Origin of the sequence: Providencia sp. Je.9.19, assembly GCF_051129765.1 — a bacterium.
In the GTDB taxonomy this organism is placed as follows: Bacteria; Pseudomonadota; Gammaproteobacteria; order Enterobacterales; family Enterobacteriaceae; genus Providencia.
Window position 1 is genome coordinate 205,286 of record NZ_JBCPSS010000006.1, and the last position, 25,458, is coordinate 230,743.

Annotated in this window: 24 protein-coding genes; all 24 read right to left on the reverse strand. The window is 37.6% G+C overall.

The window, feature by feature from the left end; genetic code table 11:
* Positions 1 to 188 precede the first annotated feature (188 nt).
* Positions 189 to 2,183: a transketolase gene (tkt, locus tag AAZR93_RS18335; protein WP_294108554.1), complete on the reverse strand. Its 1,995-nt coding sequence runs from the start codon at positions 2,181 to 2,183 to the stop codon at positions 189 to 191.
* A 497-nt stretch (positions 2,184 to 2,680) separates the two neighbouring features.
* On the reverse strand, positions 2,681 to 3,805 hold the full coding sequence (locus AAZR93_RS18340) for a hypothetical protein (RefSeq protein ID WP_434720664.1): 1,125 nt from the start codon (positions 3,803 to 3,805) through the stop codon (positions 2,681 to 2,683).
* A gap of 210 nt (positions 3,806 to 4,015) precedes the next feature.
* Positions 4,016 to 6,676, reverse strand: coding sequence for a fimbria/pilus outer membrane usher protein (locus AAZR93_RS18345; protein ID WP_434720665.1), 2,661 nt, complete (start codon positions 6,674 to 6,676; stop codon positions 4,016 to 4,018).
* 78 nt (positions 6,677 to 6,754) lie between these two features.
* Positions 6,755 to 7,552, reverse strand: a complete 798-nt coding sequence (locus AAZR93_RS18350) for a fimbrial biogenesis chaperone (RefSeq protein WP_434720666.1) — start codon at positions 7,550 to 7,552, stop codon at positions 6,755 to 6,757.
* A gap of 19 nt (positions 7,553 to 7,571) precedes the next feature.
* Positions 7,572 to 8,327, reverse strand: coding sequence for a fimbrial biogenesis chaperone (locus AAZR93_RS18355; RefSeq protein ID WP_434720667.1), 756 nt, complete (start codon positions 8,325 to 8,327; stop codon positions 7,572 to 7,574).
* 18 nt (positions 8,328 to 8,345) lie between these two features.
* Positions 8,346 to 8,942 (reverse strand): fimbrial protein, encoded by a 597-nt coding sequence (locus AAZR93_RS18360; RefSeq protein WP_434720668.1) that lies wholly within the window; start codon positions 8,940 to 8,942, stop codon positions 8,346 to 8,348.
* An 11-nt stretch (positions 8,943 to 8,953) separates the two neighbouring features.
* The gene (locus AAZR93_RS18365; RefSeq protein ID WP_294108543.1) at positions 8,954 to 9,532 is read right to left on the reverse strand and encodes a hypothetical protein; all 579 of its coding nucleotides are present in this window, start codon (positions 9,530 to 9,532) and stop codon (positions 8,954 to 8,956) included.
* Between the two features lie 15 nt (positions 9,533 to 9,547).
* A complete protein-coding gene (locus tag AAZR93_RS18370) occupies positions 9,548 to 10,129 on the reverse strand; it encodes a fimbrial protein (protein WP_434720669.1) in 582 nt (193 codons plus the stop codon).
* A complete protein-coding gene (locus tag AAZR93_RS18375) occupies positions 10,113 to 10,844 on the reverse strand; it encodes a fimbrial biogenesis chaperone (RefSeq protein ID WP_434720670.1) in 732 nt (243 codons plus the stop codon). The genes AAZR93_RS18370 and AAZR93_RS18375 overlap by 17 nt, the downstream gene beginning before the upstream one ends.
* Before the next feature lie 65 nt (positions 10,845 to 10,909).
* Positions 10,910 to 11,431 carry a fimbrial protein gene (locus AAZR93_RS18380; RefSeq protein ID WP_434720671.1) on the reverse strand — a complete coding sequence of 174 codons (522 nt, stop codon included), beginning with the start codon at positions 11,429 to 11,431 and terminating at the stop codon, positions 10,910 to 10,912.
* 193 nt (positions 11,432 to 11,624) lie between these two features.
* Positions 11,625 to 11,981, reverse strand: a complete 357-nt coding sequence (locus AAZR93_RS18385) for a helix-turn-helix domain-containing protein (RefSeq protein WP_336430929.1) — start codon at positions 11,979 to 11,981, stop codon at positions 11,625 to 11,627.
* A 772-nt stretch (positions 11,982 to 12,753) separates the two neighbouring features.
* Positions 12,754 to 13,437 (reverse strand): fimbrial protein, encoded by a 684-nt coding sequence (locus AAZR93_RS18390; RefSeq protein ID WP_434720672.1) that lies wholly within the window; start codon positions 13,435 to 13,437, stop codon positions 12,754 to 12,756.
* Between the two features lie 102 nt (positions 13,438 to 13,539).
* Positions 13,540 to 15,141 carry a fimbrial protein gene (locus tag AAZR93_RS18395; protein WP_434720673.1) on the reverse strand — a complete coding sequence of 534 codons (1,602 nt, stop codon included), beginning with the start codon at positions 15,139 to 15,141 and terminating at the stop codon, positions 13,540 to 13,542.
* A gap of 7 nt (positions 15,142 to 15,148) precedes the next feature.
* Positions 15,149 to 17,647 (reverse strand): TcfC E-set like domain-containing protein, encoded by a 2,499-nt coding sequence (locus tag AAZR93_RS18400; RefSeq protein ID WP_434720674.1) that lies wholly within the window; start codon positions 17,645 to 17,647, stop codon positions 15,149 to 15,151.
* A gap of 19 nt (positions 17,648 to 17,666) precedes the next feature.
* The gene (locus tag AAZR93_RS18405) at positions 17,667 to 18,350 is read right to left on the reverse strand and encodes a hypothetical protein (RefSeq protein ID WP_294109141.1); all 684 of its coding nucleotides are present in this window, start codon (positions 18,348 to 18,350) and stop codon (positions 17,667 to 17,669) included.
* 93 nt (positions 18,351 to 18,443) lie between these two features.
* A complete protein-coding gene (gene ecpA, locus AAZR93_RS18410) occupies positions 18,444 to 19,052 on the reverse strand; it encodes a common pilus major fimbrillin subunit EcpA (protein WP_434720675.1) in 609 nt (202 codons plus the stop codon).
* Between the two features lie 170 nt (positions 19,053 to 19,222).
* On the reverse strand, positions 19,223 to 19,519 hold the full coding sequence (locus AAZR93_RS18415) for a helix-turn-helix domain-containing protein (RefSeq protein ID WP_434720676.1): 297 nt from the start codon (positions 19,517 to 19,519) through the stop codon (positions 19,223 to 19,225).
* A gap of 940 nt (positions 19,520 to 20,459) precedes the next feature.
* On the reverse strand, positions 20,460 to 21,566 hold the full coding sequence (locus AAZR93_RS18420; protein WP_434720677.1) for a hypothetical protein: 1,107 nt from the start codon (positions 21,564 to 21,566) through the stop codon (positions 20,460 to 20,462).
* 360 nt (positions 21,567 to 21,926) lie between these two features.
* Positions 21,927 to 22,475, reverse strand: coding sequence for a fimbrial protein (locus tag AAZR93_RS18425; protein WP_434720678.1), 549 nt, complete (start codon positions 22,473 to 22,475; stop codon positions 21,927 to 21,929).
* 10 nt (positions 22,476 to 22,485) lie between these two features.
* Positions 22,486 to 23,019, reverse strand: coding sequence for a fimbrial protein (locus tag AAZR93_RS18430; RefSeq protein WP_434720679.1), 534 nt, complete (start codon positions 23,017 to 23,019; stop codon positions 22,486 to 22,488).
* Positions 23,019 to 23,576 carry a fimbrial protein gene (locus AAZR93_RS18435; protein WP_434720680.1) on the reverse strand — a complete coding sequence of 186 codons (558 nt, stop codon included), beginning with the start codon at positions 23,574 to 23,576 and terminating at the stop codon, positions 23,019 to 23,021. The genes AAZR93_RS18430 and AAZR93_RS18435 overlap by 1 nt, the downstream gene beginning before the upstream one ends.
* Before the next feature lie 13 nt (positions 23,577 to 23,589).
* Positions 23,590 to 24,222 (reverse strand): fimbrial protein, encoded by a 633-nt coding sequence (locus AAZR93_RS18440; protein ID WP_294108515.1) that lies wholly within the window; start codon positions 24,220 to 24,222, stop codon positions 23,590 to 23,592.
* A 44-nt stretch (positions 24,223 to 24,266) separates the two neighbouring features.
* Entirely contained in the window at positions 24,267 to 25,007 is a 741-nt protein-coding gene (locus tag AAZR93_RS18445) for a fimbria/pilus periplasmic chaperone (protein ID WP_434720681.1), read from the reverse strand.
* A 102-nt stretch (positions 25,008 to 25,109) separates the two neighbouring features.
* On the reverse strand, positions 25,110 to 25,458 hold a 349-nt coding region (locus AAZR93_RS18450), incomplete at its 5' end, for a FimD/PapC C-terminal domain-containing protein (protein ID WP_434720682.1).

Here is a 25,458-nt window from a genome sequence, read left to right on the forward strand (position 1 = left end):
TTTTTTTCATTGGATTAACTAAAACTGAAACGGTTCAGCTTATCTAGAATTAGATTAAGGGATAAATTTACAGAACGCAATAGCAAAACAGGTACGAATGCACAAAAAAACAACGCCCTTGTACCTAAATTGATACAAGAGCGCTTTTTAGCTCTATTGCCGTCACTTACCAGCAATTAATTTGGGAGCTATTTCAATAATGCTTTTGCTGATGCAACTGCATTTTCAACCGTAATACCGAACTCTTTGTACAGAAGTTCTGCCGGAGCTGATTCACCAAATGAATGCATACCAATAATTGCACCATTCAGACCTGTATATTTGAACCAGTAATCCGCAATACCCGCTTCGATAGCCACACGAGCGCTAACATTTGCAGGTAGAACCGCTTCACGGTATGCCGCATCTTGTTTATCAAATGCATCTGTTGATGGCATTGAAACCACACGAACTTTACGACCTTCAGCAGACAGTTGGTCAGCCGCTTTCACAGCTAATTCAACTTCAGAACCAGTTGCGATAAAAATAAGCTCTGGTGTGCCCGCGCAATCTTTCAGGATATAAGCACCTTTTTCGATATTCGCTAATTGCTCAGCGGTACGAGGTTGCTGTTCCAGATTTTGACGAGAGAAAATCAGTGCACTTGGACCATCTTTACGCTCAACAGCATATTTCCATGCAACCGCAGATTCGACTTGGTCACAAGGACGCCATGTGCTGACATTTGGTGTCACACGCAGGCTTGCAAGTTGTTCTACTGGCTGATGCGTTGGGCCATCTTCACCTAGACCGATAGAGTCATGTGTGTAAACGAAGATGCTACGGATTTTCATCAATGCTGCCATACGAACCGCATTACGCGCGTATTCAACAAACATGAGGAAAGTTGCACCGTAAGGAATGAAGCCACCATGCAACGCAATACCGTTCATAATAGCTGACATACCAAATTCACGAACACCGTAATGGATGTAGTTACCTGCAACATCTACGTTCAGTGCTTTAGAACCTGACCACATAGTTAAATTACTAGGTGCTAAGTCAGCAGAACCGCCCATAAATTCAGGTAATACTTTACCAAAAGCTTCCAATGCATTTTGTGAAGCTTTACGGCTCGCGATATTCGCTGGATTTTGTTGCAGTTGTTCAACAAACTTCTTCGCATCAGCATCAAAGCTTGCAGGTAACTCACCCGCCATACGACGTGTAAATTCTTTTGCTAGCTCAGGGAATGCACTTGCATAAGCCGCAAATTTAACATCCCAAGCGCTTTCTTTTTCTTTGCCAGCAGAACGTGCATCCCAAGCTTGATAAATTTCTTGTGGAATTTCGAATGGCGCATAATGCCAGCCCAACGCTTCACGTGTTGCCGCGATTTCTGCATCACCTAATGGCGCACCGTGAACAGATTCTGAACCCGCTTTGTTAGGTGAACCAAAACCAATCACTGTTTTACAGATGATAAGTGTTGGTTTATCTGCTTGGTTTTTCGCTTCATTAATTGCCGCATTAATTTGATCTGCATCATGGCCATCAATATCACGGATCACATGCCAATTGTAAGCTTCAAAACGTGCTGCGGTATCGTCTGTAAACCAACCTTCTACTTCACCATCGATAGAAATACCGTTGTCATCATAGAATGCGATCAGTTTATTTAATTTCAGGGTACCCGCTAAAGAACAAGCTTCGTGTGAGATACCTTCCATCATGCAGCCGTCACCCATAAATACATAGCTATGGTGATCAACAACATCATGACCTGGACGGTTAAATTGTGCCGCTAATGTACGCTCTGCGATTGCAAAACCAACAGCATTTGCAATACCTTGTCCTAATGGACCGGTAGTCGTTTCAACACCCGGTGTATAACCATATTCTGGATGGCCCGGTGTTTTAGAATGTAGTTGACGGAAGTTTTTTAACTCTTCGATTGATAAGTCATAGCCAGTAAGGTGCAATAAGCTATAAATCAACATAGAACCATGTCCGTTTGATAATACAAAACGGTCACGATTTGCCCAATGTGGATCTGCTGGGTTATGGTTCATGTGTGAGCGCCAAAGCACTTCAGCAATATCAGCCATGCCCATAGGCGCGCCAGGATGCCCTGATTTTGCTTTTTGAACCGCATCCATACTTAGAAAGCGGATAGCATTAGCAAGGGTTTTACGAGTCGTCATCAGTATACTCCAGGTAGGATAAAAACGTACTTAAGCCAGTTTTCACATTTCAAAATTATGACTAATTTCACAGCCAGACCATGAAACTAACGCAATTTGATCTTATTTGCTACGCTCCTGACAGCCAACTGTTAATAAAATAGGCTATCGCAGTGCTGAATCCATTCTATTGCGCAAAATTTCACTTTAAGGCGCCCTTATTGCGCAAAACATTACCCTTATTAAACCTGAGTTCACTATCAGGGATCAAGGTGATTTATGATTCTGAAGCAATTAGTCGTAAATTTAGTGATAACTGACAACGTTTCTTGAAAAAAAACGATTAAAATAAGTGCGTTTCAATTTCCTTAACCAAATGAAAACCAAATCAATTTCTGCCTAATCGTCAAAGTAAAATGATTATAGCTAGCAGTGAGCTATCATTTTTATCGGTATTTATCATCAATGTTTGTCTTAAGTGGAACGCTTAAGTATTACACTTAAACTCATCACTCAATTTAATTCCACAAAAGATTAATGGTCGCAGTAGCACTTGCGCGCCCCAAATTATTGGCTTTATTGTGGCCACTGCCACACAAATTAAAGACATAAGGAATTATATTTGTACCTACTTTTAGCTCGCCACTGCTATACCATTTACTGCTGTCACCAAAATATAAACCATCAGTTACACTTCCATAACCGCTACAGGTTTGATCCGCAGGTCTATTTATCCAACCTCGTATTTCTCCTGGGGCAGGTTCATTCCTTTCATTACGTAGCTGTAGAATATAGCTATAATTTGGTACCGCCTCACCCAAGATTTGCACCTTCACACTCGCCGCTCTACTGAAATCATCGCTAGAACAATTAATATTCAAATTTCCAACTTGTTGTGCTAAGAATGTATTCTCCTTCACATCTAGCCCACTAATTGTGCCAAAATTAATGGTTGGTGGCGCGGATATAGAACAATTCAATGGGGGAATATAGGTGACCGTTAGTAAATCAGAAGCATTAATATTAATGTAATCACCATTTGTTCCCTGACCTTGAGCCCGTCGCAACCCAATTCTTTGTAATGAAAAAGAACCGGCAACTGCACGAGATGAAATATAGTAACCATATTGACCATTTATTTGTATTGTCGTTTTGCTTGGTGTTCTAAAACTTTCAGTTAAATAAGAGTAACAATTTTCTGAATTTGTTTTTGGTGGTATCGCTCCAGATAAAACGCCATAACGATTAAATGTACCATTAACTGCTACTGTCCCATGCGAAGAAGAAATTACACTTCCTGTAATATTTGTATCATATATAATTAATAAAATGCCAGTCTCTAATTCATATCCATAATAACCATCAATTGTTTTCCAATTGCTTTGGTTACTGGAACAAATACCCCCTCCCATACTTGTAAGTGCAAATGCAAAGCCTGAATATAAGGAGTCACTTTCATTTAAATATGTATTCGCAGGAACAGTGACTGAACCTGAAAAAGAGCCTACTGGTATAAAACCTTCATTAATTGAAGCATTAATCCTAGCCGCATAAGAATTATTCATTCCTACCAAAAAGTACCCAATTCCAATTAATATAGTGACTATCCATCGATAATAACTATTTTTTAATTTAAATATCATTAAGCTCGCCCTTTTCATTACATTATATTAAATTGAAATTTATTCCATCACTACGAAATATAAGTGATTATTTATTTAATAAATTTATTGGCATTTTATTTTCACCTTCAGAAATCCAACATCTCAATTAATATGAACTCAACGTAAAAATATACGTTTTTGATTATTTTTTTCATGTTCTAACGTGAGTAGAATAGAACTCATTTCTACTTATTTAGGCTCTGCTAACATAATTTTTTTATCAATTACACTGTTGCAGGTATAAGTCACTTGGCGTATTGGGTTATCTGAATTTATGTTCAAATGCGTAAGTGCAAATTTCACTCGACATTGGCGGTCTGGTGTCTCTCCCCATTTAACTAATAATTCCCCCTCTTCAGGAAGGCCCGCTAGATATACTTGCCCCATATCGCCAACAATACTGCTAACCTCATCCGCGCTAGTAGCATTCATTAATGTTGCGATAGCACCGAATGGTACGGGTTGCTGATTTGATTGCTTCAACGTCACTAATACCTGATAACCAACGCGGGTGGCAATATTCACCTTAACTACCGCCCCTTTGGTTGGATAAACATTTACATTTGAATGCGTTACATCCACCCCCTCAGGCAATGTTGTCGGATCGATTCCCACGCTGTTTTTCATATAATCAGATAAATAAGGAGCAACAGCATAGCCTTGCCAATCTACGGTCGCATTACCATTAGTCAAGTGGGCTCCAGACGCACCAGGAGCACTGACCAACGCTACTGATTCACCCATTGAGCGAGATAATGTCACCCCACCGGCATGAACTAGAAGTCCACCACTGGCATTCATATTAATGGAACGAGAATCACCACTGTAGCTATACCCCGTACTTAAACTACCTTTATTGCCTTGATATCCTAAATTGACATTACTAACCGCTGTTTGCCCTTGGTTTCCCCAACTTTGTGAGACACTGTACGACATCGCACTATCAACTAGACTACCACTCAGCCCAATTTGATTTTGTGTCCGCCCTTGATTATCCTGGGTCATCGTCGAAGTCGCATAGATAGACTGTAAATCCTCTGAATAACCAAAAACACGCAAAGGAATACTCATATTGACGCTGATTTGACGGTTTTCAGGCCAATTTCCATTTGTATCTTTCATTCGGTCAACATTGTAATTCACACCAAAGCTGACATTTTTCACCGTTCCGCTATATCCCAAGGATAATCCTGTTAAGGTTTTACTTCCCCCCCAATAGTCATCTCGATGCGCTCGAAAATGTAGCGTACCGTATCCGTTTAATTGTTGACTTAATTGTGTTTGGAAGCTGCTACGACGACGTTGCAAAGTCCATGGGGTGACCCCCTCTTCAAGGCTATAGCCCTGACTATTAAATTCACTAAAATTATAAAAATGTTCTGTCGAATAACGGAGTGCCGTTAAATCTACAGATGTACCCGTTGAGACTAAACTTTTCGAATAGCGTAACCGGTATGATTGACCCGTTTTGCGATCAGATTTCCCCGCCACTGTTTGAAACTTGGCAACTGACTGAGTAATATCTGCCGAAACTGCGCCAATCTCCCCTAATGAGATCCCCGACCCCGCACTGATGGATTGGTAATCCTTTGCTGCAAGTACACCACCGAATAATGTGATCCCACTTTGTGAACCATACACTCCCGTACCGAGCACGAAATCTGATTGCTTCGATCCTTGAGTCTGTGAGCCATTGTAACGCCCCGCTGTTAATTCATATTTCCAACTACCAGGACGCAACATCATCGGCAATGCGGAATAAGGCACAATAAAGCGGCGTTCAGTACCATCAGTTTCCGTCACGGTCACATCAAAGTCGCCAGATAATCCAGCTTGTTGAATATCATTTATATAAAAAGGCCCCGGTGCCACATAGGTTTCATACACCACATTGCCATTTTGACGCACCGTAATACGGGCACTTGTATTGGCAACACCACTAATCACAGGTGCATAACCACGCAGCTGACTCGGTAACATTTGCTCATTTGAGGTAAGTTGTACTCCTTTAAATGGCACGCCATCGAATATTTCACCTCCGGTACTGGCTTCCCCTACCAATAATGTCGAGCGTAGCCCACGAATATCACGAGACAAATAAGTATTCGAAAAACGTGTTTGTTGCTGAGTTCGATTTCCTTGCTCCGATTGCCCACTATAGCCAAAACGGGTATGAGTCATCGTACTGTTTAAGCGCCACGGCCCAAAGTTGACACGCCCCCTCACTGAAGCAAATAGATTATCGGCCTGTGAAGTTCTGTTACTCGCACTATGGTTACGGTTTCGACCTGCACTGAGGCTATAATTTAATATCAACGCAGAAATACCATCTTCCCACAGTGCCGGGTCCATTTGACGAGCTAACACCGAATTCATCGCCACTTGCGGAATACTGATATCTAAACGCAAACGCGCCAAATCTAGTTTTGTGGTCGCCTGCGGAATATAAGCCGCTAAATCGTCAATTGGGGTTTTCAAAGGTAACGATTTAAGCTTTGGCACATTGGTCACATTCACCCCCCATGATGCCAAAAGAGCAGGCGTTAATTCAGGCACAATGACTTGTTTCACGTTTTTTTCAAAATGAAGCGTAAATTGCCCTGCATCTTGGTGGTTCACAAACACGGCAACCGTATAATCCCCTTCGGCAACACCACCTTCTTGACTAAATGCCGACAAATCAACTTGGCTATTTTCACCACTCAAAGTCAAAAAGCTCGGATCGAAATAGTCTCCACAGTAAGCCAATGGCGACACGCCCAATATTACGCCCACACTTAATAACTTTAAGCGAAAAAGCATTGGCAGCCCCTGCGCTTTATTCATTTTTTGTTTTCGAATACTTTGCATACATCTATCTCAATTAATCAACAGGCACACTAACCCCCAATGGCTGTGTTCCATCGTAAAAAAATTTGTGTGGAAATATTAAAGTGCGGTATTTAGTCTCTGAGTTTGTACCGTGGATTTAAGCCCATTATCATCGATAATTTGCCAACTCACCGAGCGACCACCTGACGTAGAGAGTCCATAATGCTCAACCGAAAAAGGCGCAATCATGGAATGTCCCTCAAACGATACAGAATCCATATCGACAGAAATATCACTCATCGTCACGTAATAAGGTGTTGGATTCTTAACCTCAAGCTGCATACCCTGATGTGAAAACTGCAATTGTTTTGCTCGTTCATCACCGTCCATAAAAGGTAAACCTTCAGGGCGATAAAATAATTTGAGGCTATTTTGCAAGGCTAGTACCATCTTTGCGCCAGACCGCTCTTCAGAGTCTGATTGTGCTGGAATGGCTTTTAACGCCAACATGAATACTGATTCACGGTCTACTGGTAATGTATTTTTTGTCAACCGAATACGTAATGTCATTTCATCCAAAGGTGCAAAACGAATTAACGGCGGCAGCACAATAAATGGCGCATTAGTGGTCACCTCACCTTTCGTTTCTTCCGATAATTGCAAGTCATCTTGAGCCGCCAAAACTGGCCACGACAAAACCCTCGATTGCAATAAATAGACTTGCGATGTTCGATTAGTCACCGTAAAAGTAATGCCATTCTTTTCATTACTAGGATAAATTACCCTTGTGCCTTGCAAGACAATTCCATTACTCTCACTCGGTATTTCGGCTTTCGCTACTGAAATATTGGCTAAGAATAAAATAATCACCAAGCTATGAATACCTTTCGGAAATAGGGTGTACTTGCTCTTCATCGTCCTACTCCTCATTCACTTATTGCGCCCAATGAAAGGTTTCACTTAACCCACCGAAATCATTAATGACAGACCAATGAATATCATGCGCTTGCGCTTTCACTTGATAAGTTTGAGTTGAAAATGGCGCTATCATCGCACCTTGTTCACGCACATTGATAGACTGCCCATTAAGTGTCAGTTGCGCTAACGTCTGGTAATAAGGCGTCGGATTAGTAACTTGTAATTGCATACCTTGCTGAACAAAGGTCAATTTTTCAGGCGCTGCCAATACTGGCATCGAAAAACCAGTTGGCCGATAAAATAGTTTAATTAACATACGGATACCAAAAGACACTTGTGTCGTGGTTGATCCTTTTTCCGTTACCTCTTCGCTACCTTTTTTTATTGATGGAATTGCTAAAAAGCTCAGATAAAATAAAGATTCACGATCAGTAGGTAAGCCCGAAATGTTATTGCGAGAAATTAACACTGTATTGCGGCTTTCTTTCTCTAACCGGAACAAAGGAGGCGTCACCATAAATGGCAGTACTGCTGTCGATCTCTCATTCCCATCGGGTGTCATTAATACTCGACTATTGATCAAATACACACGCTCACTTTGGTTGTTTAATGTCACTTTGGCACTCTTCGCGTCTCCATCAAACACGACTCGAGTTTGATCTAAGCTAAGCCCGCCTTCTGCATAGCTCTCTTTGGCGAAAAGTAATCCCCAGACCAACAAAGCAGCAAAAATTAAAGTTGTACAAACTTGTTTGAGCCTAATATTGTTCATGTCGATAACTCACTAGCCTTATTCATATACAAAATCAAAAGTAACCGTCGCTTTAAATGCACCACTTTGGCGCCCTGCATAATCGCAATTGCCACAAGTCAATTTCGCCACTATTGGAATGCGGATATCTATCGAATCCAGTTGCGACTCTGAATTCCAATTTTTAGCTAAGATTGTCCCTGTCGCGGCTAAATTAGGATTTGAAACAAACGAGGTATTTCCATCTGTCGCTAATAAAATTCCATAACCATTTGAATCCATCGCACCTAACGTATTGCGAAAAAGTGCAGGACCAAAGTCTGACGTTTTCTGACCATTCACTTTGACAGAAGGTGTTAATCCCCATCCGCTACATTTACTGAGAATAAGATTAAATGACTGCGTTGTTGCGGCTATTCCTTGTTCAATTTCAGAAGGCCGTAACGCCTCACCATCATTAAACTGAATGCTCGTGGGTGCGCTAATTTCACAACTTCCCCCCACAAATATTGCAGTGAAATTAAACGTACTACTACTGGTATCAGCAATACCCGCTACACTCCAAACGGCAATCACAAACCCTAATACAGTCTTATTTATCAAATTAAAACATACAATTAAGCGTTTCACCCTCATGTCGATATCCACTATTGAAATGCCACATTGATGGTCAGCGATGCATGAAAACGCCCTGCAATAATGTTACTTTGCAACGGTCCTACAATCCCAACCCACAATACGTTATCGCTTTTGTATTGATTGTCGTTATTCAGAACATTAAGTGGTTGCACAGTGTTATCATTACCAATCGCAGCATCAGGCTGATAAAAATCTAATAACCCGATTGGTTTATCATCCGGTGACTGACGCACCATGAACCCAACCCCGTTAGGCGTATCATCTAAAAATACAGTTTGATGCAAATCTTCTGCATAAGGTGTGATACCTCGCAAGGTCAGCATTGGCTTAATTAATTCAGTTTCATTTACACAGGATAAGCGCACAATTAACGACTTAATTTGGTGAGCTTGAATTGGGCCTTTAAGCTGACGCATACTTAGGGGAGCAAAAGTCAATACATTCTGCGGTAAGGTTATTTCGCACCCTACGCCTTTCTTCGCTATTGATGCCATCATGGAAAGATCCGCCGCTAATACCATCGAATTAATCGTAAACATGAAAACGAGCCCTCCCATACATTGAAAAGTAAAGGTCAGTAATTTCATTGTTCGCCTCATGAATTAATCGTATTGAAAATCAAAAGTCACAGTAGCATTCAACTCACCACCAATACGTCCCTTAGCATCACAACGCCCACAGCTTAAAATAGCCACTATAGGTAATGCGCCATTGATAGTGTCCAAGCTCGTACTTTTGTCCCAATGATCAACCGTTGAAATGGTTTTATTACTCGCTAAATTCACATTTGGTTGGAACGTTGCATTCCCTTCAGTTTTCAATAAAATACCGTAGCCGATTGATGTAGTACCAATAGGGTCTAAAAATAAATCATCGCCATAATCAGCATTTGAAGGGCCTACGATACTAATCTTCGGTGTCACACCAACCCCGTTGCAATTAGTCAGCATCAAATTAAAGTTTTTTTTCGCCGCGGCATCCTTTGCCTCTATTTGGCTCGGTAAAATCTCTTCGCCATGATTAAAAATTACCGTTGGTGGTACCGCTATCTCACAAGCTCCCTCATAGGCAATTTTTGCACTAAATTCGACAGATGCTGATGTGGCAAGCACTACCGAACTGCTAAATAATGCACTCATTCCTATAAAGAACTTTAAAACCATTGAGTTATCGAATAACGCCATGGAAAACCTCCGTTCCGCCATAATCATTAATGGCTTTCCATGTCACTTTTCCCACCACACTTGCACCCGGGTACGCCATTGTTCCAAAAGGTTCAATCATTGTATTTTGCTCACGAACACTGATTGGAACGATTTTCCCCCCAGAAGACAGTGATGATAAAGTGACAAAATAAGGTGTTGGATTATTTACCTGCAATACGTGCCCGTGGCGTGAAAATTGCAGTGACGCCATCGCTTGCTGTGGGGTCATTAATAATTTAGATGGGCGATAGAAAAGTTTAATCACATTTCCAGTTGACACTGTAATAGCACCACCTAATTTTATTGTCGATGTAGACTCTTTTTCTTGCCCTGATGGTAGCGCCATGACTCGAAGGTAAAAGATAGACTCTCTATCTTGAGGCAACACTTGATTTCCAGTCTTCAATATCCGCAACTGATTAGAACTTCCTGGTTCTAAGCGAAAAAGTGATGGTGTTATAGAAAAAGGCGTTTGCATTTGTATCCCTCGAACATCTCCCATCACTTGCGCCTTCACCAAATAAGGAGTTACTGACTGGGTACTGCTTGTCACACCTATCGATTGACTTTTTGCTTCACGACCTTCCGCGAAAATAATTCGAGTACTATCTAGAGATATCCCGGCCATTGCATGAGTACAAAAAAAATAAAGGCTCATCACACTCAACCACAAAAAACGATAAATACGCATCATCCACACAACCTTTATTAGAGTTAGCAGGAGATATCTCCTGCTAACTCGCATTAGTTACCGATAAATTAATTAACGATATAAGAAATTAAGATAGGAGCGCTGTAAGCATTTGGCTCAGGATTTGCGGCAGCAGAAGCCATACCAACGGTAAAGACATACTCAGTCACACCATCTTCTTTAGCATCCAAACCAATACGTTGACCATTTTTAACAATCGTTTTTCCATCATCTTGCGCAACCATGAAACCAACTTTTTCTGCATCATTACTAACAAAAATATTTTGGTCATTATTAGCGACAGACGTTAAGCCTTGAATAATCAAATCACCCGTTTCATCAGCTTTACAATTAGTTAGTGTGACAGGCATCTTGACGGCACCTAACATTTTATTTGCCACGAAATCTGCTGGCTTAAATACACCAACGTTTAAAATAGATTTCCCACCATTAATCGTCACATCGCAGGTTGTACTCGTGATAACACCTTGTAATGTAACTTCTGCTGATGGTGAAGCACTCGTGCTTAAACTCATACCAGCAGTACTTGCAAATAATGTAGTAGTGAGAACAATTTTTTTAAATGTCATACTATAATCTCTCTAATATTTAAATAAAATACACAGCAAAGACAACCCAATATTAGATATTGAATTATTTTCTTATATTTCAATTTATATTTAACATAAGCTTATCACTACACAAATATAATAAATAAGTGCAGCTAAAAACCCATTAAATTAATTAATAAAATTAATTAAAAATAAATTCAATAGAATAGCGTCAACCAAAATGAGATGTATCATCAAATTTAAAATATTTTTTATAGCTATCTCTAGTTAAGGGATAAAACAGAAATCGATAATTTTTATATAATTCAGGATCTATTTCTTTTAATCTCAAAGATACACCAATAAAGAAATCATCAAGAGAGGTACCTAATTTATATAATAAATAAACTAATGTGTCGGTATTGATACGACAAGTACCTCTTTCATATCGAGAAATCTGTTGCTGTGAAATATCTATCATTTCAGCAAGTTTCTTTCCCGATAGGTTTCGTAATTTTCTTAACTTTGAAAGCTCATAGCCGATGGCAATTGCTATGTGATCTTTAGTCGTTGATATTAAATTATTCATACTAATTCATTCCATTTTGGCTTTTTTACTCCTAAAAACAAGTGAATTGTATAGTAAAAACAAACAATCACAGTGTTTTACAAGGGAAGTAAATTCTAATGCCAAATAAAAAAAATAAAAACCATACTTTAACAATGGCTTTTAGCTGTGGCATCTAAATTACACAAATCAAGCGTAAAGTAAGCGTTAAAAACCAAAACAATACTATTTTTATAATAAACGATGTTCAAACAGAACTATTGAAATAGTTAATAATCTTGCTTTAATCATAAAATGACTAGTTAATTAATATTAAACTCTAAAAATAATAATTTTTTACATATTGAAATTAATGGAAACCTCAAAGTCACATAATGACATAATTTAATTTCAATATAACAATTTGTTTTATAAAAATTTTTATAATAATTCATCTAAAAATATATTAGTTATCTTTTAAGCAATTATATTGAGTTAATCATACTAATAAAATAAAACAAATCCATTTACGACTTACTTTGTAAATTTAAGTGAAGTATTGTTTGCAAAATTCTAATTTGTTACTCTATAGTAAATTTTCATAGTTATTAACCGGGCTATCCTTAAACCAATTTAATTGTTTTATGTACTTAATTCTGCCAAACCATCATGTTAAACATAATTTTTTTCTTATCATTATTTATCTTATTCAAAAAAAAGAGGCTAAAATTAGCCTCCTTCTTGATTTTTCATCATTTCAATCACGTTATGCATAACAATCAATAAATTAAACCTATAATTTCAACCCATTTATTTAGAATGTTTCACAATTGCCAATAGGATAATATTTATCAAAAATCACAATATATTTTCGACTTTTATTTTTTACTTTTGAATCTCGATACTCTTCCTGTGGTAACAAATATAATACTAACGGCGTTTCATCCTCAGAACTGCAATCATCGTGTAAGATGACTCGAAAATAGGTATTACCGATATTTTTTATCACCCCTTCATTGGTATTAACCTCATATTTAAAATTGATATCTTTTGGTCTCACGACAAAATAGGTTTCTAGGCTCATAGTAGGATAAAACAAAGATTGTCTTTCACGTCGATTTTCACTCTGCATTTCAAGTGGTGTTTCACTAATAATAATCTTGTAATAACGTTCTTTTTCATCGCTATTTCCGCGATAAAAAATTTTAAAAAACTCCTGTTCACCGGGTAGTAAGATTTTTTTTAGTGGTGTAAAAATAATCTCCCCATCAATAATAGCCTGCCCTTTTTCTGTACTTCCCGGTTTATCAATTTTATATGCACTAAAATCATACAAATTGGTCTTTTTAGTATCATTAATATAGGATTTTGAAAAAAATGTTTTACTTGCCTCTAATGACGATATATCAGAGCTAATATACAACGCATAAGCTCTCCCAAAAGACAAAAGGAGTAAAACTAATAATATGTTTTTACAAGGAATTTTTATTTTCATCATATATAAATTTATCGATTAGAACTAACTGATTCATTTAATATCCCAAATAGCTACTATTCTTAAAACAGACCATTTTCATTTACTATAGAAACGACGAAGCCTCTAATGTACATCTGGCCCAGTCCAAATAGCTTTTACAACAACAGTTCCACTCGCAGAAACGGTACCTAACCAATCAATACCATCTAAAGTAAAAAGTGAATTTGAGTCGTTCATTGGAAAGCTTAAATCTAAATTTGTACGGTAAAATGACCCTAAATCTTGATTAGGAATATCCCATGGTGTTTCTACCCAGAGTGCATTTTTCATAGAAATTTCAGTACTATCACAATTTGAACGATACGACTCCTCAATACCTGAGGCATTTTTAAATGAAAGATAAGCAGAAAATGGCACTTGATATCTGTCATCATCGGATGTGAACAAACAATAATTTCGCCCACTAACATTAATATTTGGCCCTTCTACTCGAGCTGTAATTGAATCAGCCTGCCTTGGGCCACTTGTCGTAACAATATAATTAAATTCAATAGGCGGCTCTGATGCGCCTACTTTCCCCGTTTTCGATGGATTCGGTACGAAATCGCTAGGAACAATGCTAATTCCATAATCTCGTGGTTTAATCACTAATTGGTTTGAAGGTGTAAACTCATAGAATCCAGATTGGGGTGCAGCTGTATTAGTAAATGAGAATGTAAAAAAGTCTTGGCTATTCGTAAAATCTACATTTTGAGCTATCAGTTGTTTAAAAAAGGTGTTTGAGAAAAAGATAGCAATATGATTGCTATTGTTTGTAAAATAATAATTAGCATTATAAGTTGTATTATAATTATACCAATTATCACTTCCGTCATCAGGCCCAATTTTTATTGAGCTTCCTGTTGGCGTGAACGGAATTAAAGTCGAGTTTATTTTTAGTCCTAACCGAATGTTTGTAAAAATATCCCCTGTCGTTTCATGATTGATCATTTGACAAATCAAACCATCTACTCGAGAAACTGTACCCAAGCGACAAAACTCTGCACCCGGGCCAAGGCTTGGGTTACCGTTAGTATCAATATAAACTTCTTGCATTGCCCCCGTAGCCGTTAATTTAATATGGCCTGATTTAGTTATTACAAACTCATGTGACGCAATAATATTGCCACCAACACCTCGACAAGACTCTCCCCGACTAGGATCATAATCGACTGTGGTCATACAAGCTCTATAGCTATACGTTTCTACAGTACCCACCGGTACAGATAGGAAATACCGATAGGTTGAATCACTAAATATCCCTCGCGCATAGGTTGATTCCCCTCGAACATCACTCTGCACTATTTTATACGCACCATCACTGCCAATATATTGGGCAGGCCAATAGCCGCTATCATCGCCACAATAGCCACGCATACATCTATTTCCTGTAAAAGGTCCATCTATTGGCGAATTCTCTAACCAAATATCAACATTTTGGTTCGCTCTAATACTAGTATTAACGTATCCCATATACCCCAAACTTAATTGTGAGCTACCAGAATAGCGGGTATATTTATTAGCTCCAGAAAATCGGGGATCAGTCGTTTTCGGTGTAATAAAATATTCACTATCCACACCATTTTCGATAAAAACATAACTGTTAGTAACAGTTGTAGCTAAAGCAATATCGCTAGCTAATAGAAAACTCGTCAAAAAAATAGTGGAAATCGTCTTATTCATCATGAAATTCTCATTGTCTTTGCGCAACTATTCTTTGTGGATCACAAGTCACATCACCTAGCCATAATGCACCACGCGCGCCTGCTAAATTTAAATCGGCTTCGCAGATTGTTTTCTCATCTTCTTGTAGAAGAGAAATAACCGGATAGCGAATATCAACATCCATGGAAAACTCACCATTTTGATCTGTTTTAGTTCTGCCAATATGATTACGGATCGATGCATATTTAATAAACTCACCATCTGGCGATTTAAGTCGACCGAATACAGTAACAAGCTGCCTAACTTCTGGTTTATAAATAGCAATATTACCTGGATATAAAGTTACTAACTTATTTCGTCCTGAAACAATATCAAAACTATCTTTAGACTTTGCATCATTCATTAATTGAATGTCATAGTTTGAATAAGGTGATAATGGAATAAAGGTGTTTTTCCCACTAATTGGATAACTTTGCCCATTAACGCGAGCAGTCATACTGCCATTTCCATAAATATCTGAATTAATAATGACTCCTGATTTACCTTGCTGCCCACTAGGCATAACAATTCCATCACTATAAGCTACAGCACCTCTTGAGGTAAAATTACCATTAAGTCGATTATTATCAGGCCTGTTAATTGTTATCATTCCAGAATTATATTTCATGTCATAAGATGCATAAGCCATAGTGGAAATATCAGATTCTCCATTATTTTTATCTTTGACTAATTTAGAAACTGAGCCGCCTATATTAGTAATAGCAGAATCTTCAAAATTTTTATTCGCATAAATATTAGCTTTAACATTACCATTACTTGAAGAGACCCCTGTACTTAACCATGTCGCTAATGGAAGTGAAAAATCAAGGCTCACAAATTTTTCATTCATACTTTTTTGGTCGTCATAATGATAACGCTGAACACCCGCCCTTAAACCGACAGTACCGTAACGACCTGAAAATAATGTATTCGCATATTCATAGTTAATTGAATCGCTTCTAGTGCGTTTATCTGTTGTACTACTAATAGTAAAAGTACCAGTACGCTCAATAACTTTATCGAAGTTCATAGTTGCACCATAAGAATAACTGTCAGCATCATAGACAGGTAAATCACCTTTAATAACAGCTTTTTCTTTGGATGCCCATATAGACCCATACCCTTCAGGTATATTTACGGATAACGTCGCAATATTTCGATGACTACCATGATTCTCAATCATTCCCTGCCAAGAAACTGACATATACTGATTTAAAGAAAGATTTGCGCTACTTTCATTGACCAAAAAGTTGTCATAACCATAGTTAGACATTTGTATATTTAGTCCTGATAGCACAGGAAAACCTTTTGCAGCTGAAGCACCAAATAAATAGCTCTTATCTAACGAGTTACGCTGATTATATTTACCTCGAACATATCTTTTCTTGTCAAAATCAATATAGCCACCATAAATTTCCCAGCTCAATTTTTCAAAATTAATACCTTTAGAACCAAAGGATTTATTGATAGTTTGATTTTGTGTTGTAATAATTTTACCGTCTATAACAGTTTCAACTGTAACCTCATAAATACCAAATGGTAGAATGCTGGTATCAACTTCATAACTTCCCATTGGAAAATTTTGAATATTTAATAACTTCCCATTACGATAAATTCGTACCTCGCCTGGGCTATTTAAAAATGCATAAATTGGTGTTAGCGAATGTTGCTTATTAACAACGATACTGGATGAATTGTTACCAATAGAAGCAGCATAAACCTTACTACTATTTAATGTTGTCAAGCTAGCAATAGATTGTAGGTTCCACGTACTCATTAATCCAAAAGCAAAACGCAATCCATTATAATCACGTTCATACATCGCACGGTAAAGCTCAATATTAGAATTTGATTTTCCAATACTGTAAGCTGATGCGTTAACGTTAATATGATGCTCAGCTACTGCCAATAAAGTATCTAAGTTGAAATAACTACTTGATGAATTTTTTCCCTTTCTGATCTGGCTTTGAAAAACGCCAAGATCGTAATTTGCCACCGCTGAAATCGTATTTACAGAAGAGTCACCAAGTGAGAATTTTCTAATTTTTTCTTTAGGAGAAAAAGCAGTCTTATCAACATCTAATGATAAATTAAAAGATGATATATTGAGTTTTAAAGTAGCGTCATTATCAATTGTTATACCATTATTTGTATCAAAAAAAGCATCCTTTTTATTTATTAACTTTTCAATTAATAAATTATTTAATTTAGGCCCTTGATTTGCATCTAACAAATGGATATTAGCAAGTTTAATTTTCCCTTTATCAATAACAATTGTAGCATCAGCTATTTTATCTTTACTTTGATTTTTTTGTGTTTCATTGTCTAGTCGCAAGAATACTGGGATAGACATCCCTTCTTCCAAAGCCATAACAAAAGCAGGTGGAATTATAAAATCACCCACTTTGATTCGTTTTATGTCCTTGGCATGAACAGCATTTGAAAAAATAATACTCATTACTGATAATGCAATAACACTCTTGCGCATAATTAAAGTCCATTCCTAATTATTTGACAACAATGAACTCTCCTTTGTGCCAAATACCAATGCTTGTTTTTTTATTATTTATATCGACTAATTGAAGTTTCACTGCTAACTTCGGCATCAGATAATAACGCTCGCGACAGATCCCTTCAGTTCCGAATTTAATTTTCTCCGTCAAGCAAGGCCCAGATGCAACTACACGAAAAGAGGTATTTCCCATATTAGCGACTTGGTATTTTTCATATTTATAATTAAAATTTTCAATTCTTGGTGCAACAACAAGTATAGTGCTAATTGTTGCTGATGTTGTTGCAGAAGCAGACTTTGAACTCTTAGTCATTCCACTTTCACTAATTGGGTCATCTTTCCAATTTAATCTATAGTAACGTTCCTTATCATCTTTAGGGCCTTGGTAAATTATCTTGAATATATCTTTAGCATTCCCCGGAAGAATAATATTCGCTGGTGTTGACAATATTTCATTAGGATCATTAATTTCAATTAACTTTCCATTCTCTAACGGAGAATCTATTTTTTCGATACTTAAATTAACCAATCTTGCAGTATCAACTGTATTTTCTATTTCTTTTGATAGCATCCCCTCTTCTGAAGACATTATCTCTGTTATATTACCAACATTTACCGCTAAACTACTTCTTATTGGTACCACTGATAATAAAATAACTGCAAGTATTATTTTTTTCATAAAAAAGCTCAAATAAGATAACGATAAAGATACTATTTCCTTATATTATCTTTATCGTAATATAAAATTTTCTATTTAATTAACATGAATAAACTATGGAGTTGGAGTGAAAGTTCCTTCCCAATTTGCAGTAAATTGAACTTTCACATCGCCATCCCAAACACCATCAGTGAGATCTTTAAATTCAGCAGCTGCACCAGCAGATTCGGCGCTTGCAATAACAAAAGTGAATTCACCACGATCTGTTGCGCGGTCAGCACCATTATAAACACCATCTGCCGCTAAGTTATCCAGACCAGAAGTTTGCCCCGCCAAAACATCAACAAGTGTAGTATCTGTTGTTTTATCTAAATCTTCGCCATTCCACTTAACTCCAACCATTAATTTTGAATCATCAATAGTTCTAGATAATGTATTTGCAATAATCTTTGATGTTAATTTAAAATCAGTTGCACCAGTTTGTCCTTGAATAGCAACATCAAAAGCTCCATTTTGTTGATTAAAGCTTTGTTGCCCTTCTGCATAATTAAAAGTTAAGCTTTTTAATGGCGTTACAACCAACATACTTGTTGTATCTTTAATTGCTGTCGCTTGCCAAGTTGCCGTCGCTTGAGCGGTACGAGTATCTGCATTAGCAATAGTAGTGAAAGAAGCAGCAATAATTGTAGATAGCGCTACAGCCGTTATTTTTTTATTAAACATTTTATTCTCTCTAATTTATTATTCAAAAAACAAACACAGGGTAAAAAAAACAAATACATGGTACAAAAAACACTTTTATTTGTGTTTTTTATAAAACATAATCGTTAATTAAATTTTAGTGAAAAAAAATAATAAAAACACTAAATATGAATTCATATAAAAATCATTAATTATCTAAAAAGATTGTTGATTAAATGTTTACTTAATGAATAAAATTCATCCTCATCTTTATCAAACTTAGATTCTTCTTGGACAAAAAAAATTAACTCAGGCCAAGTTTTATCTAATAACTTTAAAATTTGACTTAATGTATCTATTGTTAATGGCGTTTTTCCGTTTTCATATCGAGATATTTGTTGTTGGCTAACATGCATTAATTTTGCTAATTGCTGCCCCGTCATATTTTTATCTTTTCTTGCTTTACGCAAAAAACGACCAGCGTAATAACTTATCTTATTTGATTCCATAAACTTAATTCCCAAAAAATAAATTTAATCTAATTATTATTTTCTAATAGTATTAATTATTAATTCCTTTTTAATATAGACAGATTAAAATATGAGTAAAAATGTTTAAACCGATGGAAATAATGAAGTTTAATAGGATTAAACTATCATAACTAAATATTTAGTTAATAACATTGTTTTTAATGAGGGAAAGTACGTACCTTATTTGACTTTAGTTATATTAAATATTTGATTAATATAATTAAATACTGGAAAAAACATTATTTATAGAATGTTAATTATAAGTGACATATAATATCATTTATCGATAATCACGTTATGATTAGAAACTTAATTTAGCTTATTTTTTCATTTTGTTACAAATGAACACAAATAGAATTAATTTAAATCTACACCAACACCTAAAAGGAGTAATAAAGTTTTTTTACCCGTAAAATATTACCAATGCAGACTTAAAAACCTCGCAATATTTTTTCTTGATCAAAATCAAACATCTATAAATCATTACTTTTTTTATTAAAAAAAGAAAAAATTAATTTAATGAAGAAAGAATGCCAGCTACAGGAATTATCTTAAAAGTAGCAATTTTTCTACGAAAAGAGAATCTTCTTATTCATATTTAAATGAAAAATTTTATAGATATCACCAAAACCATATATAGCTATAAATCTTCCATATTAGACATGCTTGATTTATCTGATAACTAATAATACTAATCTTCTAAATAACGCCACCTTATGATTATCGGCATTAAGAAATAAAAGTTTATAGCTTATTTACAGTTTAGTAATGCAAGGAAGGAAGAAAAGGAGAAGTGACCATTGCGTAAATAGGTTGGGAGTAAATTGTTATAAAGAATTTACACTTGAGTATAAGCCAATAAAAATAGGCGAACCTGAATGCAAAAAAGCCCCGAGTCATAGACTCAGGGCTTTTAATATTAGTAATAAGTCACCACTAATGGCGTACTGAAAGCATACTCTCCTGCCGGCGTAGTTTCAGCTATCCCTTTAATTTGTGCGACAACTGATACTTCAACGGGAGTTTTCCCTACATTCTGCAGATGACTCACTGAATCAGTGTCGCCAAATGCTATACCGACCTCTAACCCCTCTTTCGAAAGTGTACTATCAAGAATCTGCATCCTAACAGTGGCATTTTTTGAGCACTGAATTGTCAATACGGTTCGCAATGACTCACCAATAGCATCTTTCTTTGAAATCGTCCCAAAATCCAGTGTCGTTGACCCCGATAACTCACATTGCGCAGGTTCAATAGGGGTTAACCCGCCACCTGTTCCAAAGTCATACCACCCTGCATATCGAGATAACATACAATCCCCTTTACTCCAAGTACTGGAATTGCACAATAGTGCATTCGATTGCAGTGACAAAGTAACATCAGGCCCCAGCGCTTTTATAGATGGACCCCCACCAAAATACGGATAATACATATTTTCATAAGTGCGTGTAGAAGAAGTCGCTATATAGTAGTTTTCTCCAGGATAAGCAAGATCGAATGAACGTTTAGGTCCGCTAACAAGTTCATAACAAGAGAATGGTACCTCTATACGCTCACTGACGGATATGAAAGCCCAAGCACTTCTATTTGGATCTACCGCATCCGAGGCTGTTGGAAACATTAAGCTTTGACTCGGTTCATCATAATAATGGGGATGCTGACCAAAAAAAGCAACTGCGTTTATCCCCCAGATAGAGCACGTTTGCCCTGCAGTTCCGGGAAATGGTGCTTGTACTCCTCCCGTAGTCACCCGTAAAATCCCCCCACTGTAAGTTGCTTGGCGAGCGTCAACTTCAGCACAGAAGCTACCACCTGAACCTGAACAGCCAGGAAAAGAGTTTGTAGACATAGCTTGTACCTCATAACGACCAGGTAGCAGATATCCACCAGTGTAAGTTTCCGGTCGTGCTATGCCCAAATGTCGATCATAGAAGTTAAAAGTAGAGCGGTTAAGGGCCACGCCCCATGCAGCATTATAAACACACAGCCCCATTAGCACAGTCATTAGGGTATTACGGAATTTCATTTTAGAAACCTTATCAGAGGATCTCAATAATAGTCGTATTTGTATCATTAAGATTGTTCATTATACGCAAGCACTCAAACATTAATCGTTAATGAATTTGCTCATAACGCTGCAAGCGTGTTCCTTTTTTCAATTTGCCTTTACTTCAGCACATACGAGAGTATTTCCTAATTTCATTGTTATTATTAATCTTTTTCGTCAAACGCTCTGATCGTAACTCCTACATTTAACGCTTATTCGCTGCTCAAGTTAACTATGCTGTCTACCATCGTTTTTCATTTTTATCCTGTTATTGAAAATATAAATGCCAAATATCAAAATTAATTAAATAACACTTCCAGCGCTTTATGCCTTTAGATCTCACTCATACATCAACGTATAAGTTAACGTTGCTGTGAACCAGCCTGGCTTAATGGTTTTATTTTTCATAGCATCTGCATCAGCTTTTAAATAAGCTCGAATAGGAATAACCATATTACCGTCTTTAATTGGGTATACTGACTCTACTTTAGTATCATTAACTGGCAATGCCTTCCCACTTATTGTTTCCAGCCCGACGACGACTCCCGAAGCTTCACTGATGGGGTCCAGTTTTAACATGCCATCCGCCGTCGCACTGCCAGTAAATTTAGCAGAAATAGTATTACCCAATGAAATATCACAATCATCGAGGTAAAAATTAAACTCACGATCGCTGTAAGCGCCGCGTTGACCTGTATACAGGTCTTTCGCATTGACGTTTTCGCCAAAATAGACATAAACATTTTCGGAATCAGGATTGACTGTACAAGGCAAGGCAATCAACGTACCGCTGTATTCAATGGTGTTACTATTATCTGCGAAAGCACTTATCGGTAACGCACCCACTAAGGTAAAAATAAGACCACCAATAACACAATGATTTTTCATAATAAGCTCCTTAGGGATACAACATTTGTACTGTTGCAGAGGCGGTAAAATCACCTTCGCGCAAAGTGATGGCTGGATTTGGATCACGAACAGGCACTGCATATAATGGTAATGTAGCCGTTCCATTACTCGACATAATCATCTTTGACCCTGTATTTACCCCTACCACCACACCGTTGTGATACAAGCGAATCCCTAATCCGTTAATACTTGTGCTTAGTGCTTTACTGTCATATGACGCGACAAAAGGACTCATATACTGAAGATATAATCCAACTGAGTTACCCAATTCAGGACCACAACTTAACGTTAAAGTGAAATCCTGTTGATAATTGATACCATTTATTTTGGTAATGCCTATTTCACCAAATTGCACTTTAACAGGCTGATTTGGGCCATCAGGTCCCGCCACTTCACAAGGTGGATTTTCAAGTAAATTTCCTGAAAAATTAACTTCAACAGCTTTTGCAGTGCTATAGCTCAATAATGCTAAGCTACCAATAAGACTAAACGCCCAACGTCTCTGTTTTTTTGAAATAGACATTATTGATACTCCACGCTGAGTGTACCCGTTGCAGTAAATTCACCACCTTTAATCCCACCTTCATCGCTGGAAACTGGAATTGCCGTTAATTTAGGTTGAGTTTTATAGTTAAAAAGAAACCAATCATTCAGCTTCAATTGATTGTTATTAGCATTAATTTTAATTGCTAAGTTATTATCTGTTGTTTTTAACTTGCCAACAGTTTTAAAGGTACTATTTGGTACAGATTGAGCATCAACCCCAATAAATTGAATTTTTAGTGCGGGGTTATCAGCTGAATCTTCGCAATCCAAATAATAATTAATCGGTGTTTCACCATATGCAACGCCATTGATTTGATTAATAATCAAATCGGGAAAAACAACTGAGATTGGAGCATCTTTGCCATTATCACCATAAATATCACAGGTTTTTTCCACCACAGTAACTTTGACTTGGATAGTAAATACCTCTGCGATGCTCTGCCCACTTATGAGTAATAACCCACTCGCTACCATCAGCGAACCTAATGTTTTAAAGGGCTTTTTATCTTTTATTTTCTCAATAATCGATTTCATTTTCAGCCCTCTATTACTCATAAATCATTTCAAACGCAATCAATGCAGAATAAGCGCCCGGCTCTAATGGACCCGAGGTTCTGACTGGCGTGACGTAATAAGTTAATTTTTCTTGCCCTGAAACCAATAAAACGGGGTTACTTTCTTCACCCAGTGGCAATGTTTTTCCTTGACTATCACGCAATACTAAACCAATACCTTGCGCGCCATTCACCTTTGCATAGTTCGGCATAAATGGCACCGTGGGTGCTAAAAAGCGTACTTTTACCGCAGGTTGAGTTGAACTCCACGCGGTTTGCCCTGTCCTCACATTCTCTAATAAGGTCGAGGTTTCTAAACAATCGAGTAATTCAATTTGGAATGAAACTGGGCGACCTTGTCCACCCACACGATTTAATTCTGCCGTTTCTGTATTGCCTAATAACACCGATTGGTAACTAGAGGTCATTGCCAATCGACATGGACTTTCAGTAAGTGAACCTGACACATACAACACGCCATGTTGACCATCAACATTCCAGTTATCGCTCGGACGATACAACGCTCGATTATTGTCTTCTGCAAAAGCAGACAAACTACTCGCTCCTACAAATAGGCAAACCAAGAGGCTATTGCGAATATGCTGAGTCAGTTTTTGTTGAGTCATAGTTCTCTCCTTTCCATTCATGCCGACAGGCCTGAGATAATCAATTATTTTGTTTCAGGAATAACCTGACAGCTCGAAGCCTGACAACGGAAATTCAACTCTGGGCGACCGCCGTAGTCATTGATATAAGTCAGTACTGGTGAGCTACCCAATTTACTGGCACTAACACCGATATTTTCACTGGCAAAAGGCGCAACCATCACGGGGGTAAAATCTTTTGCATCCGATTTTGTGGTTGCCGCTGCATTAATAATGGTGACATAAAAAGGCGTTGGGTTTTTCAACATCACCGTTTCACCTTGTTTTTCTAACGTCAGCTTATCTTGTGCAGGTGCTGTATTTTTCTCTGGAATAATCGCTTTCGGGCGATAGAACAACTTCACTCGAGTTTGTAAAGCAATCTGCAATGTATTTGGCTTGTCGCTTTTTGGCGGAATTTCACGCAAATTAAAGTAGAACAGGCTTTCACGGTCATTAGGGAGCATGTTTACGGCTGGCAGTGCTTCGATTTTTACTTGGCTTGATTTACCCGGTTCTAAGCGTTGAACCGGCGGTAGTACCACCAATGGTGAATTTATTTTTTGACCTTCAGCGCTTTCCATCCAACCTTGAGCCAAATAAGGCAACTGTTTGTTGTTATTGGAAATATTTAAAGAAATTGATTTTTGACCACCGTCATAAATCACGCGAGTACGATCCATTGACACTGCAGCATTTGCAGCAGAGGAACACAGAATAAGACCCGTTAAACTTGCAATAACACTGAGTTGAGTTATCTTTTTCATGCTGTAATGACCTATTTTTTGTTGCTCGACTATCGGCCGAGCAACCTATTTACATTAAAAATCAATTATTAATTACACTTAACGTTGCGTAATTTCTGGTGGCTAAAGAGCTGTACTTGCAACAGGGGTACATGGCAGTAATAGTGCTCGCTCAAGAGTGCCCAACTGTACTGGGAAGGTCACTTTACATGCCTTGTTTTCTCCCCATGTCACCGTCATTACATCCCCTGGGTTAATACCGCTGATATAGGCACTACCTGCATCACCGACAATTCCCGTATTTTGATCTTTGGCATTTTTCACTTGCGCGCCAAACGGAGGATGCGAACCATCCGTTAAACTCAACACTGTCATGGCTTTTTGTCCCGACACCACTTCGAAACGACGGAAGCCCACGGCACCTTCAGTCATCGTGGCTTGTACCACTGACTGCTGCGCATCTACATCATCT

What these genes read in the sequence shown, in the direction of transcription:
- AAZR93_RS18430 (WP_434720679.1), bottom strand. Translation starts at nt 23,019, where the DNA reads ATGTCTATTTCAAAAAAACAGAGACGTTGGGCGTTTAGTCTTATTGGT.
- AAZR93_RS18445 (WP_434720681.1), bottom strand. Translation starts at nt 25,007, where the DNA reads ATGAAAAAGATAACTCAACTCAGTGTTATTGCAAGTTTAACGGGTCTT.
- AAZR93_RS18365 (WP_294108543.1), bottom strand. Translation starts at nt 9,532, where the DNA reads ATGAAATTACTGACCTTTACTTTTCAATGTATGGGAGGGCTCGTTTTC.
- AAZR93_RS18440 (WP_294108515.1), bottom strand. Translation starts at nt 24,222, where the DNA reads ATGACTCAACAAAAACTGACTCAGCATATTCGCAATAGCCTCTTGGTT.
- AAZR93_RS18395 (WP_434720673.1), bottom strand. Translation starts at nt 15,141, where the DNA reads ATGATGAATAAGACGATTTCCACTATTTTTTTGACGAGTTTTCTATTA.
- AAZR93_RS18435 (WP_434720680.1), bottom strand. Translation starts at nt 23,576, where the DNA reads ATGAAATCGATTATTGAGAAAATAAAAGATAAAAAGCCCTTTAAAACA.
- AAZR93_RS18360 (WP_434720668.1), bottom strand. Translation starts at nt 8,942, where the DNA reads ATGAGGGTGAAACGCTTAATTGTATGTTTTAATTTGATAAATAAGACT.
- AAZR93_RS18345 (WP_434720665.1), bottom strand. Translation starts at nt 6,676, where the DNA reads ATGCAAAGTATTCGAAAACAAAAAATGAATAAAGCGCAGGGGCTGCCA.
- tkt (WP_294108554.1), bottom strand. Translation starts at nt 2,183, where the DNA reads ATGACGACTCGTAAAACCCTTGCTAATGCTATCCGCTTTCTAAGTATG.
- AAZR93_RS18370 (WP_434720669.1), bottom strand. Translation starts at nt 10,129, where the DNA reads ATGGCGTTATTCGATAACTCAATGGTTTTAAAGTTCTTTATAGGAATG.
- AAZR93_RS18420 (WP_434720677.1), bottom strand. Translation starts at nt 21,566, where the DNA reads ATGAAATTCCGTAATACCCTAATGACTGTGCTAATGGGGCTGTGTGTT.
- AAZR93_RS18405 (WP_294109141.1), bottom strand. Translation starts at nt 18,350, where the DNA reads ATGAAAAAAATAATACTTGCAGTTATTTTATTATCAGTGGTACCAATA.
- AAZR93_RS18425 (WP_434720678.1), bottom strand. Translation starts at nt 22,475, where the DNA reads ATGAAAAATCATTGTGTTATTGGTGGTCTTATTTTTACCTTAGTGGGT.
- AAZR93_RS18355 (WP_434720667.1), bottom strand. Translation starts at nt 8,327, where the DNA reads ATGAACAATATTAGGCTCAAACAAGTTTGTACAACTTTAATTTTTGCT.
- AAZR93_RS18350 (WP_434720666.1), bottom strand. Translation starts at nt 7,552, where the DNA reads ATGAAGAGCAAGTACACCCTATTTCCGAAAGGTATTCATAGCTTGGTG.
- ecpA (WP_434720675.1), bottom strand. Translation starts at nt 19,052, where the DNA reads ATGTTTAATAAAAAAATAACGGCTGTAGCGCTATCTACAATTATTGCT.
- AAZR93_RS18390 (WP_434720672.1), bottom strand. Translation starts at nt 13,437, where the DNA reads ATGATGAAAATAAAAATTCCTTGTAAAAACATATTATTAGTTTTACTC.
- AAZR93_RS18415 (WP_434720676.1), bottom strand. Translation starts at nt 19,519, where the DNA reads ATGGAATCAAATAAGATAAGTTATTACGCTGGTCGTTTTTTGCGTAAA.
- AAZR93_RS18400 (WP_434720674.1), bottom strand. Translation starts at nt 17,647, where the DNA reads ATGCGCAAGAGTGTTATTGCATTATCAGTAATGAGTATTATTTTTTCA.
- AAZR93_RS18385 (WP_336430929.1), bottom strand. Translation starts at nt 11,981, where the DNA reads ATGAATAATTTAATATCAACGACTAAAGATCACATAGCAATTGCCATC.
- AAZR93_RS18375 (WP_434720670.1), bottom strand. Translation starts at nt 10,844, where the DNA reads ATGATGCGTATTTATCGTTTTTTGTGGTTGAGTGTGATGAGCCTTTAT.
- AAZR93_RS18340 (WP_434720664.1), bottom strand. Translation starts at nt 3,805, where the DNA reads ATGATATTTAAATTAAAAAATAGTTATTATCGATGGATAGTCACTATA.
- AAZR93_RS18380 (WP_434720671.1), bottom strand. Translation starts at nt 11,431, where the DNA reads ATGACATTTAAAAAAATTGTTCTCACTACTACATTATTTGCAAGTACT.